General features: G+C 64.0%; 10 protein-coding genes. All 10 read left to right on the forward strand.

Annotation, left to right across the window (positions count from 1 at the left end; all coding sequences use genetic code 11):
• Positions 1–428: 428 nt before the first annotated feature.
• Positions 429–1,205 carry a bactofilin family protein gene (locus tag AC1DY5_RS22820; protein WP_478115020.1) on the forward strand — a complete coding sequence of 259 codons (777 nt, stop codon included), beginning with the start codon at positions 429–431 and terminating at the stop codon, positions 1,203–1,205.
• 194 nt (positions 1,206–1,399) lie between these two features.
• Positions 1,400–1,825 (forward strand): hypothetical protein, encoded by a 426-nt coding sequence (locus tag AC1DY5_RS22825; protein ID WP_478115022.1) that lies wholly within the window; start codon positions 1,400–1,402, stop codon positions 1,823–1,825.
• A 4-nt stretch (positions 1,826–1,829) separates the two neighbouring features.
• Positions 1,830–2,399: a hypothetical protein gene (locus AC1DY5_RS22830; RefSeq protein ID WP_478115024.1), complete on the forward strand. Its 570-nt coding sequence runs from the start codon at positions 1,830–1,832 to the stop codon at positions 2,397–2,399.
• Positions 2,384–2,881, forward strand: coding sequence for a lytic transglycosylase domain-containing protein (locus AC1DY5_RS22835; protein ID WP_478115026.1), 498 nt, complete (start codon positions 2,384–2,386; stop codon positions 2,879–2,881). Before AC1DY5_RS22830 ends, AC1DY5_RS22835 begins: the two co-directional genes overlap by 16 nt.
• Positions 2,881–5,505: a secretion/conjugation apparatus DotM-related subunit gene (locus AC1DY5_RS22840; protein WP_478115028.1), complete on the forward strand. Its 2,625-nt coding sequence runs from the start codon at positions 2,881–2,883 to the stop codon at positions 5,503–5,505. Before AC1DY5_RS22835 ends, AC1DY5_RS22840 begins: the two co-directional genes overlap by 1 nt.
• Positions 5,506–5,545: 40 nt before the next feature.
• Positions 5,546–6,304: a hypothetical protein gene (locus AC1DY5_RS22845; RefSeq protein ID WP_478115029.1), complete on the forward strand. Its 759-nt coding sequence runs from the start codon at positions 5,546–5,548 to the stop codon at positions 6,302–6,304.
• Between the two features lie 442 nt (positions 6,305–6,746).
• Positions 6,747–9,596 (forward strand): TraM recognition domain-containing protein, encoded by a 2,850-nt coding sequence (locus AC1DY5_RS22850; RefSeq protein ID WP_478115031.1) that lies wholly within the window; start codon positions 6,747–6,749, stop codon positions 9,594–9,596.
• Positions 9,597–9,773: 177 nt separating this feature from the next.
• The gene (locus AC1DY5_RS22855; RefSeq protein ID WP_478115033.1) at positions 9,774–10,910 is read left to right on the forward strand and encodes a hypothetical protein; all 1,137 of its coding nucleotides are present in this window, start codon (positions 9,774–9,776) and stop codon (positions 10,908–10,910) included.
• Positions 10,885–11,928 carry a hypothetical protein gene (locus AC1DY5_RS22860; protein WP_478115035.1) on the forward strand — a complete coding sequence of 348 codons (1,044 nt, stop codon included), beginning with the start codon at positions 10,885–10,887 and terminating at the stop codon, positions 11,926–11,928. Before AC1DY5_RS22855 ends, AC1DY5_RS22860 begins: the two co-directional genes overlap by 26 nt.
• Before the next feature lie 7 nt (positions 11,929–11,935).
• Positions 11,936–12,196 (forward strand): hypothetical protein (locus AC1DY5_RS22865; protein ID WP_478115037.1); only part of this gene is annotated, 261 nt, incomplete at its 3' end.

A 12,196-nucleotide genomic window follows, 5' to 3' on the forward strand; every position in this document is an offset into this window, starting at 1 on the left:
GCTCACCCTTGCACAGCTTCAAGACCCTGCTGCAGGACCTCTCCACCCTGGCCTACAACATCACCCACACCCACCTCAACCCCGAGGCCAAGATCGTCACCACCACGCGGCCCACGCCGCTTCAGGCCAAGGCCTTCAAGCTGCTCGGCTTGAATCCCGCCTGTACCCAGTAGCCGCTCTCCCTGCGAACCAAAAGCTCAAGCAGGGCGCGCACTTACGTCTCGGCGATTACCAAAGTTCGGTTTAGAGAAGGGCGTGAGGGGGCTGTGGAACTGTCCATCTGATCCGGCCAGGTCGGTTGATCGTCGCAGCGGGGCCGTATCGATTGCGCCTCACTTGCGTGTAGAAGGTGCGGCTTAACGTTGACCTTTTGTCGTCCGCACCGATATCATAGTACGGTGTAAATAAATTCAATGAGTGTTTTTAGCATGAACAGCAGCAGCAATTCGCATCCGAACGACACGGCAAGCATTCCGGCTTTCCTGTCGAAGGGCGAGGCCACCCGGACCGTGATCGGAGTCGAATCCAACCTCATGGGCGACATCAGCATCCGTGAGGGTCAGGACCTACTCATCGAAGGGTGTGTCGTGGGCAACGTCTTCCACGGTGGCAAGGTCGTGATCGCCGATTCCGGCATCGTGATCGGCTCGATCTTTGCGGCGCACCTGGAGATCCACGGCATCGTCGATGCGCCCGAAGGCGAGATCCTCGCTGCGATCCTCGTCGTACACGGGACCTCGCGCGTCACCGCAAGCGAAGTGACGGTTGCCGCTGGATGCATGAAATACGAGCGTGGCGGCTTCATGAGCGCCCAGATGGGCATGCTCTCGGAGTCCGACGTGAACACGCGCATCGAGACGCTGCTCAGCAAGGAACTCAACCGTGCCCAGGAGCGCCGCGCCGCCATCGAGCAAACCCGCAACGCGGCACGCGACTTCCGTGCAGCTGCCCGCGCAAGTGCCCCGTACACGATCCATGCCGCCGCCGCCGCCGCCGCGTTCGTTCCGGAGGTCGCCGAAGAGGTAGTTGTGACACAGACAGCCGCTCCCGCTCCCCAGGCATTCACCGCCCCCTTCGCCCCGGTCGCCCCGGTCGCCCCTGTCGCCGCTCCCCGCCCGACCATTGCGCTGGTCCCCGCGGTCGTCGACGGCGAAGCAGACGAATCGGCAGACACGGCCGAGGCCTTGCGGGTCCACGCAGCCTGAACGCCTGCATGCCGCGCCTATGCCATCTAACTGCTAGCGAAGGCCGCGGCCAGTTGTCCACAGCGGCTGGGGAAAAGTGCTCCCCGAATTGCGCCCAATCCTTTGCCCGTGCGGCATGGGCTGGGTTGCTGTCGCAATAGGCAGCCTCTACGGGTGGACATGCTCCTCTACCACGACTTTCAGAGATCCCGCCGATGAATTCAACGTTCACAACCATGCCGAAGGGCACCTTCGACAGCAAGCTTGCGCGCGTTGTGTTCGGGGACGACGTCACGCGGCAGCGCGGGCCGCTCACCGATGCGCAGCAGAAAGAGTGCTCGGACAAGCTCTTGAAGTGGCTCAATGCGACGCCGCCGCTGGTGATCGCTCGGCATGCGCACGCGGTCGATCGCGAGCTGGTGTCGAAGCTCCACGGCGCGCATCTGCGCGTTGTAATCCAGTGGTTCGACGAGAACGCCCCGATCGTCGGGCGCCTCATGCCGAAGGTGACGCGCTACACGACCGCAATGGTGCGGGCCGTGGGCTACAACTCTCTGTACCAACCTGGCCCGCTCGAGCGATTCCGACTTGCTCTCGAGATGGACAACCAGAGCGGCGCGACATCTTCGAATGGAAGCTGAGGAAATGGACGCGCCTGACGACAACGAGCAGCCGCGAGGCAAGTTGCGCCGTGCGGCCAAGGCGGCGAACACGGCATTTGTGCCCAGGGGCGTCGGCCTGGCGCTCCGCCAGTTCGGCAAGTCCAGGCAAAACATTGGGGAGGCCTGGGCGGCCGCGCGCAAGACGCGTCAGCGCCTGCTTGCCGAATCGAAGCTCCCGATCAAGACCGTGATCCTCAAGGATGGCACGGAACATGACATGCCATCCGATCCATCGGAGCGGTTCGAGTTTCTCTACGGCGTGATGGACTGGAATCCAGCGCACCACAAGAGACAGATCAGCGCCGCGCGCCGCGCGAAGTTCGGCTCGATCGTCATGACTTTGCTTTCGTTCGTGCTGGTCTGCTTCATGATCTTCGTCGTGCCGATGTGGATCGCGTTCATCCTGATCCCCACGAGCCTCATGGTCCTGGCCGTCGGTGCCGCCACCACTTTCCGCTGGGGCCTGGTCGAGTTCCAGTACACGAAGCGCTCCCTGATCAACTTCAAGACGTTCCTCGTCCAGCCTGACTTCTTCCGATGGATTTTCTGCTGATCACCGTCCTGGCCGGGTCGCTCGGGATGGGTCAGCCGGCCCAGACCAGCCAAGTCAAGGTGTCCCTGCCCGACCAGCTGCCGGCTCATTGCGTCCAGGCCGCCGCTGACCGCTACAGTGTTCCCGCGATGCTGCTCCTCGCGATCGTCAAGCGAGAGTCGCAAGGTAAGCAGGCCGTGAACTGCAAGAACGCCGGCGGGGGGTGCGATCTGGGCATCTCACAGATCAACACGCAGTGGTGGGCACCGTACCTGCTGAAGAACTACGGCATCGCTCCGGAGCGTCTTCTGAAAGACAACTGCCAGGCACTGATGGCGCAGTCGTACATTCTTCGCAAGGAATCGCGCACCACCCAGTGCAATGGTGACTTGTGGTGCGCGGCAGCCCGGTACCACTCCCCCAATTCCGCCGACCTGCAGCGTCAGTACGTCGCCAAGGTGTGGGATGCACAGATCGGCATCCTGCAGCGAGGAGCCTTCTGATGGCCAAAGGAAATGGCGCGACCTCGAACGCCGCCAATGCGGAGAGCCAGGCCATCCAGATGCTGCTCGGCATGGGGCTGGTGGTCCTGATCCTGGGAGGAGCGCTCTGGTTCACGGGCTCCAACCGGATCGTCTACTACTGGTCACCCGTCTTCAAGGCCTTCGGTTGGCTCTACGACCTGGTCCCCGGCGGTGGGGAAGCGTGGGGGCGCGTCAGCTACCTTCACGACGCGTTCCGCGCCCGGCCCAAGGACGTGGCGCTGATCGATTTCCTGCGCTTCGCCGATCTGGCGCTGCTCCCCCTGGTCGCTCTGACCGGGCTCGCAATGGCTGGCACGGTCGCGTGGACCTTCACACGCCGCGCGAACAATCTCGCGCGCAAGCCGAACCCGGAGGCGCTGACCCAGATCCTGTCGCGTCGCTTCTCGGGCGTCGTGCCTGTGATGCACCTGGGCTCGCAGCTCATCATGGACAAGCTTCCCAAGTGGCGCCGTCAGGTGTGGCCTGAGGAGGTGCTCATGAAACACAAGATCAACGGCAAGCCGATGCTGACGGACAACAAGGTCAACCTCGACCAGATCCGCCAGTATTTCCAGGGCGAGCCGAAACTGATCAAGGGCACGAACCGGCTCAAGAGCCACATGCTGGGCATCCAACTCGTCTCGATCCTCCACGATCGCGGCAAGGAGGTGGTCTATCCGGATCGCATGAGCCCGGCCGGCAAGGTCATGTACGCGCTCCTGGTCGCGCACGCTTTCGGCGGCAAGGACGGCAAGAAGGACTACGAGCGCGCGATGAACGAGCTCAACTACTCGTGCACGAACCATCCGGAAGGACTTCCCAACCTGACAGTCGCGCAGTGGATCTTCGACAAGTACCGCACGCACGAGCGGGCCTCGAACCTCTTCGCCGTCCACCACTGGGAGTACACCTACCTGTACGCGCTGTTCTTCATGGCGAAGCGCCAAGGGAAGGTCACCCACCGGCAGTGGATCTGGCTCAAGCCCCAGGACCGAATCCTCTTCTACGTGCTGAACACGGCGCTGCGGAAGGTGCCGCACACCGAATCGGCGGCGGTCTGGTGCCAATTCGACTTCGAGCGCAAGGCCGCCAAGGCCGGGCTGGTACCGATCAGTCCCCAGGGGCATCCGCAGATCGTGGTGCAGCCGGCCGAGGAGGCAATGGTCGAAGCCTGGAACCACCACGTCAACGGCACCGACGATGACGAAGACAAATGGTGGGCCGAAGGCCAGATCTGGCGCCGCGCGAACAACGTAAAGCTGCAGGCTCCGCCCCTGCCGCCGGCGGAAGCCCTGCATGCCGCGAACGCCGACACCCGTTTCGATGACGAAGCCCGCGCGGAACGAGACGAGTCAGCCCGTCGATTCAACAGCAAGGCCCGCGACGGCGCCGAGTCCCTGATGGGCACGGGCGAATCCATGGCGGATTTCGCGGCACTGGCGGCCGCGGCCGGCGGCGCTGGCGCTCGGGTGGCGCGGCAGCTGGCGGTCTCGATTTCTGAATCTTTACCCGACGAACAAATGAACGAAAAACAAGCAGAGCCCATCGCCTCCAGCCCAGTCCCGACTCTCTCCTTGGTCGGGGTGCCCTTCAGCTTCGTTACTCTCGGCGAGCCTCATGTCGCAGCGCGCGGCACTGCGCATGCAGCTATCTGGACCGCGATCCGACCTGGCGAAGTCTGGAAAATCTGGTGGAATGGTCCGGTCTCCCAGCTTGAGCTGCACTTCAACGAGTCGCTCGTCTGGTCGTCTGAGGTCGATGCTGAGACCGAGGCGCTTCGAGACCTGGTGACCTATCGGGCGATCGTCGGCCAGTTCGTGGGGCCGACACGGATGGCGCCAGGCGCTGCGTCTTCGAAGCCGAGCATCCTCGGGCGCGCCGCCGAGCGTCTGATCGCCCAAGTGAACACGCCGCACGCGTTGCTGCGCAGCGCTGGCAAACTGTCTCGGGCGTTCCTGATGTTCATGGGCGTCGTGCTTCTTGTGACTATGTGCTCGCAGTGGAGGGCGCGAAGCTCCGGCAACCTCGCGCCAGGTTCACACTACGGGACGGCGTCGGTGAGTGCTGCCTCGGCTGCGGGCACTGAGGGTCCGCCCGAGCTGCGCGATCGCACGCTCGGAGAGTCCCTGTCGGCCACGGAAATGCAGGTCGTCGCGAACGCGACCCGCGAGATGGGCATCCAGATGCGCCAGTCGGGCCAACCCTTCGTCATCTTCAGCGATCCGAACTGCCCATCGTGCAAGGACCTCGAGCCGAAGCTGTCGCAGGTTGACCCGCGCTTCGTTCCGGTGATCGTGCCCGTGTCGTTCAAGGTCGGCTCGGAAGAGGCCGTCAAGCGCGTGCTGTGCGCCAAGGACACCGTGTCGGCCTGGTCGGCGGCAATCGGTGGTTACGAGCCCGTGGGCGATGCGGTGAGCGACGGTGCTTGCGCTGGCGCGGCCGACAAGGCATTGAAGGCGAATGGTGCCTTCGTGGCACTGAACTTTTCCGGCACCCCGACCCTCGTGTCGGCGACCGGCAAGGTGATCGCGGGCTCCGGCTCGCTAGACGACATCAACAAGTGGCTTGTGGCCAACGGTGGCCTGAAGGCTGACGCTCATTGATCGGCGCACTCCGTCCCAATTCTCGCCATTTGACCCACGCATGTCAGCATCCCCCTTCAGTGGCCTCCTCGCGCGCATGCGCGCATTGGTGAATCGTCGACCGGCGGCGCCGGAGCAGCCCCCGCAAGACGACGTGCCGTCCGAGCTGTCGCCGGCGGTGGCCGATTGCGTAGCCGCATTCGACGACGGCCTGCGCGCGGCAGCAAAGGCCTGGTCGAGTGGAGCGCTTCTGCCCAAGGTCAACCCGCGGCGTGTCGAGGGCGTGCTCGAGGCGCTGGGCTCGCGCGAGACTCTGTCGATCGTCTCGCTGATCGTGGAGATTGCTGCACCCGACAACGCGGTGTCCGCGGTCGCGGTGCACACGGCGACGAACAACGTCATGCGTGAGCATTTCGTGCGCGGGGTGATGGGCGCGGTCATGGCCGCCATCGTGGACGTCGAGAAGGCCCACGGGGCCGGCCCACTGCAGGCCGGCGCCTTGCTGGCGCGCACGCGCAACTGGATCGCCCATCCGTTCCACCGCCAGAAGTCAGGCCCTGGCACTGCGGACCCGAAGGCGCTGGAGGACGCGGACGATGTCCTCTGCAACATCGCAGCGGACATCCTCAAGGGTAGCGACGAGCAAGCTGCTGCCATGGTCCGCGTGGGGATGGTCGGGCCGCTGGGTGTAGCGCTTCAGATCACGCAGATGTTGCAGGACACGCCCCCGTCCGTGCTGGGCCTGCAGGTGGCGGGCTTCGAGTTCGTCTCGCGGGCGGACAAAGCCGACGAATCCGGCGCCGTGGGCGCCAAGGCCTGATCCGGCCCGTGCCTCTTGGCAGCTCCATCCCAAATTCATATGTCCAGCGCCCGTGCGCTGAATCGGACCTCAAATGGCGCTCATCGAACAGCACCAGGAAGTAAAGCTCTCTCGCAACATTGCGGACGTCCGCTCGTGGGGCGAGAAGTACGCTGAGAAGCTCTCCAATCCGTCGTTCCTTGCCATCAATGCCGGCGCCGTGCTACTGGCAATGATTGCCATCAAGCCGCTCTGGCTCATCTGGGTGGTGGCGTTCCTCTTCCTCTTCTTCACGCACCTGAGCTATCGGGTGATCCTGCCTCTGCGCTATCCACCGGATGGCGTCGACGAGAAGGGCAAGGAGGGCGACGGGATGATGTACGTCGGCCACGTGCGTTCCACCAACCCGTACGAGAACTTCCGCGAAGTGTGGATGGCCGACTCGGACCTGCGCACCCACTTCTTGATCCTGGGCTCCACCGGCTCCGGTAAGTCCGAGACCCTCAAGGGCATGTTCTACAACGCTCTGTGCTGGGGCTCCGGCTTCTTCCTGGCGGACGGCAAGGCGGACAACAAGATGCCGCTGGATCTGATGGCCATGTGCCGGATGATGGGCGCCGACGATGACTTCCTCGCGCTCAACTTCCTGATCGGCGGCAGCTCGCCCGAGAAGATCCGCGCGTCGCGTCGCCGGCGCACGAACATGATCAACACGTTCTCGGATTCCGACGCCGACACGCAGATCCAGATGGGCGCCAACCTCCTGCCGAAGGCGGAAGGGGAGGGCAGGAGCTGGCAGGAGAAGGCGCTGAACTTCTGGCGATCGCTGGTGGCCGCGCTCTGCTACAAGCGCGACACTCAAGAGTTCGAGATCTCGGTGGGCACGTACATCGACTACATGGGTCTTCCCAAGGTCGAGGAGCTCTACGCGGAAGGCTACAAGGAATACATCGCCACCGGGGAATGGTCCTACGGCTTCGTGGGCATCAAGAGCTATTGCGAGTCCGGCGGATGCCCGGGCTTCATGGTCGATCGCGTCATCGCCAAGTACAACCTGCCGCCCGATCCGAACTCCGCAAGCCGCACCGGTCTGCCGAGCGATCGCGGTATGGGCGGTCGTGGTGCGCCGACTGCGGCGGCCGGCAAGCCCGCCCAGAAGACCGAGCAGGACCAGGCGACCTATGACCAGCACGGCTACCGCATCGGTCAGCTCATGCCGGCGCTGAACCTGCTGGACAAGACCTACGGCCACATCTTCCGCGCGAAGTACTCCGAGATTGATATGGTCGACGTGGCGCTCAACAACCGAGTGCTGGTGATGATGATCCCGTCGCTGGAGAAGTCGGCCTCCGAAGCGGAGAACCTGGGCAAGCTGGCCATCGCGTGCTTGCGCGTGATGATGGGTCGGAACCTCGGTGCCGACATCGAAGGCGATCGCTCGATGGTGCTCGATTCGAAGGCCACCGAGGCGAACTATCCGTTCCTGGTCGCACTCGATGAACTCGGCTACTACTTTTCTGACGGCATCGCGGTGATGTTCGCGCAGGCGCGCTCCCTTGGCATGTCGATGATCGCGGCAGCCCAAGACATCGAGAAGCTCACCGAGGGCAGCCGGGCCGCGGAAGCCGGCGCCATGCTGGCCAATGCGGTCGCGAAGTACTTCATGCGTATCGACGACGCGCAGAAGACGCAGAAGCTGATCTCCGACTACGTGGGCAAAGCGCGCGTCGCGGTCTACAACCAGTACGAGCTCAACTCCGGCGGCTTCCGCCGCGACAAGGCGGTGTCGGTCGAGACAGTCGAACGCGTGACGATCGACGACATGCAGAGCATGAAGACCGGCCAGGGCCTGATCAACACGCGTGGCAAGACCTTCGGGATCGCCGGGTTCTATGTTGGCGACTACCTCGACAAGTACAAGATGAAGGCGTTCCGGCTGAACCGGTTCCTTCAGGTGCGTCCCGTGTCGATGGCAGAGGTCGAAGCGAACGCGATCAAGGCTGAAGCGCTGGACGACAAGGTGTCGCGTGGACTCCGGCTCATCGAAATGCTGACCTATAAGACGAGCCCGAACCTGCAGGTCGAAGACGACATGCTGATCGGACGGGTCTCGATGGTCGCTCAGGGGCTGCCGGCGAACATCACTGGCGCCGAGCGCGGCGCGGCGCTCYACGTCGCTGCGCGCCGGGCTGCAGAGGATCTGGGCATCATCGGCGGCGGAGCAGGCGCAGGTGGCTCGCTCGGGGGTGGTGACGGGCCGCACACGCAATCAGGGATAGGCAACACCGCTCAACCTGGCTACGGTGTGCCTGCTGGCCAGGCGGCGGCATCAAGTGATCCAGACGAGAGCGTCGGCCTTCCGTCATCGGGCGAGTTTGCATCGTTCACCAGGCCGGCGGTCGCACCCGCGGCGCCCTTGGCCTTCCCGCCGGCGGACGGAGGCGAGTCTTCTGCAGCGGCGGCGCCCCCGCCAGCACCATCTGAGGTGAGCGACGATCCCTTCGCCTTCCTCGACGATGCGATTTTCGAACGTCGGCCCGTGGAGGAGGTTACTTCGCCAACGCGCCGCGCGCCCCCCGCTGCACCTGCGGCGCCGGCCTTCTCGGGCGACCCCGCGAAGGTTGCGCCGCCGGTGGCCGCGCCAGCTCCGGCGCGCGCGCAGCCTGTCGCCCTTGATGTGGATGCGTTCATCGACGGTGCCATGGGCCCGGCGGACCCCGTGCAGCCGCTGGTTGCACCGACATCGACACCCGTCGATCCCGCGGCCCTGTTTGCCGACCTCGACGGAGAAGCCGCCAATGCCCCGCCGAAGTCGCGCCCGAACTCGCCGGGCGAGCCGCTGGTGGCCGCCTCGGACATTTTCGCTCCGGATATTCTGTCGTCGGCCGTGAAGGCGACGATCGCGGCGATGTTGTCCACCGGGACAGTCGTGCACGAACAAAATAATTCGGCCTCGAGCGGAAAGGCCGCCGATCACACGCATAATGGCGCCGCTGAAGAGGCAGTACCACCAAAGGTGACAGCCTCGGCCACGCTGGGTCAAAACCAGGGGTGGATCTCGAATGCCTTGGCAGGCGCGGAAACGACACTCAAGAAGGTGGGGCCCGACGCGATCGGGTTCGACGATCGCACCCGGGACCTGGTGATTTCGGTCGAGGCAGCCCTTGGCGGACCAGACCCCGTGGCTGCGGCCCAGATCACCGAGCGCATCGTCGCCGCGCAGGTGACGCCGGTCGAGGATGATGAGCTGGCCGCCGATGGCAAGGAGCAGAGCATCGACGAGTTCTTGGCCAGCCTCGGTGAAGTTATGTAGGACTGGTCTGAATTGTGCTTGAGTTCTGTCGCTTCCTGGCGAAACGGAAAGAAACCCCGTTGCCATTCCTTGGCGTGGTGGCATATATTCGTTTGTGTGGCACTTATTTCGTGGAAAATTGGACGAGGCCGGGTCTAACCTTGATTCGGTCCCTGGACTGGACTAATTCCATTCGCCATGATCACATCGAATCCATCGTTCGAATTGAGTCCCGTCGCGGCAGCTGCCGGCGGCGAGGCGCGCGTCGGCCAGACGGATTTGGTGCACGGCGCGGTACCAAAGCCCAGTTGGATCGCGCTCGAGGATGCAGCACGCGTGATCCGGGAGACGGCGGAGAAGCTCTGGCGCGGGTCGACAACCGCTGTGCAGTCTCTCATCGACATGCTGCTGAACTTCTTCAGCTGGATTACCCGCCCGTTCCGGGCCATCCCCGGAGACGGATCGTCGGACGGTTCGACCCAATCGGATTCACAGGATCCGAAGTCAGCGATCCTTGATCGCAACAGCATCATGTCCTCGCCGGCCGCACCCGAGCGGCCTGCCGGGGGTGGCAATGAAACCGAAACCGCCAGTGGGCATGACGATGACGACAGGGTGCCGTCGTCAGCCGACGAAGGTGGACCATCGCATGTGAAGCTAAAAGGCCGCTTCGGATTTCCGGCGTCATACGCCGGCGCCAAGCTCCCGGTGGGCGCAGACACGGTCCAGGGTATGGTGGAGGAGATCGCCGAGAAGCATCCGGATCTTGAGAAGATGGATCCTAAAGAGACTGTCATCACCATGGCGGTTTCGCTGCTCAAGGACCACGTTTCCAAGGTTGTGGTTTCCGAAGCTCAAACGCGAGCCCTCGACCAACAGATTCAGGCTCAGCTGGTCGCCTTGGCTGCGGTGGGCGACAAACCCGCCGAACAGTTGCTTGTCCAAGTTCTCGCCAGTTCCGATGCCGGCGGGTTGCAGGGCACTGAGATCCGTCGCCTCCACGCCGAGCGCAGCGCACAGGCTCAGAGCGCGACCGAGCTTCGAGGCAAGATCGAGAACTACCTACTGACGCTCAAGCAGCAGGGCCTGGACGTCGTCGACATCGCGAATCGAGCGAAGGTAGGCGACGCGCTGCCCGACTGGCCCGCCAGGCTTGATCGGGTAGCGCCGCAGGAGCCTGCTGCTCCAATCCCTGCGGAGCGCCTGGAGATGGCCATCGAGGTCGATCCGGACGTCGAGATTGCAGCCGAGGGCCCGAGCCCGGAGCGAATCGCCAGCCTGAAGGCATCACTGATTTCAAATAATGAGCATGAACAAGAGCGCCCCCGCGGCTAAGAAGACCCCTGCAAAGACCACCGTGAAGCCGCGCGCCAGCGCGAAGGCCGTGGTCAAGCCGAAGACGCCCAAGGCCGCAGCTCCGGCAAAGCGCGTGAGCAAGCCTCGCGTCTTGTCCGAGAAGCAGCTGTTGGCACGCCAGCAGGCGCGCGAGCAGAAGGAACAGGAAAAGGCAAAGCTGCGGGCTGATCGGCTCCTCCAGAAGCAGAACGAGCGGAAAGCTCGCCTGCTGGCGCGCGAAGAGAAGAAGAAGAAACGCGAGGCGGACAAGCTCGCCGAACGGCTGGCCCGCAAGGAGGCCAAGGCAGCGGCGAAGGCGACCCGCGGCCGCCCGAAGCGCCCGGGCCTGCCCACGATCAAGAAGGAGATGGAGCTCGAGCACACGGAGCTCCTGAAGCCTTGGACGGATCGGCCTTTCACCGGCCGCGACCTGGATGTGCTGAGCAAGCGCTTCGGCCTGAACTCCTCGGAGTTCGCCTCGGCGCTTGGCCTGCAGAACCGCTTCGCCTTCACGGTGCTGCTTCGCTCGTCGCGCGTCGTGCCATTCGACGTGGAGCTGCTCGCCCGCCTGTACGAGTTGAGCCCTTCGCCCGCTCCGTGGCGTGGCTACAGCGCGGACGAAGTCTTCAAGGTGATGTACGGTTCCCTGATCGACAAGTTCGGCACGACCAAAGAGGACCGCGCTTTCGCAGAGACGCACTATTCGGTTCGCTTTACCGCTGCGCTGGACCGCTCGTCGTCGACCGCATACCGTTGGATGGACAAGTCCGAAGGCGGCTCGCGCATGGTCATCGCGCTCCTACTGCGCAAGGTGATGTCGATGCCGCACCCGCGCGAGACGCTGGAACGTGTGTCGACGCTTGTTCACCAGGTTCGCGGCGGCGATTTCGAGCGGCGCGCTCCGATGCCTGTGCCCGGCACGCAGTACAACCGGCGCGGCCGCGTTCCTGGCGCCTCGCGTAGCGCTGCGCCCCGCGGATCCGCGCTGCCGCTCGCCATTCGTCCCCTCACTCTCTGATCGACCAATGAAGCATCCAGTTGTCCTCCCGTCGAAGACRGAGAAGCGCATCGGCCGCGCGCACGGTGCGACCTTTTTCCGGTCCTTCCTCCTGGCTAACCAGCGGCCGTCGGTTATCAACTACCGTGACACGTTGGTGCTCATCGAGGGCACCAATCCGAAGGATCTGCCCGAGGATCTCGCCTGGGGGATCCACGGCACCCGCTCGATCACAGACGCGAGCATCTATTTTTCCAAGGCCTCAATCGACGAGGGCAAGCTCCTGTAC

Source organism: Variovorax sp. P4_D9 (assembly GCF_056401695.1).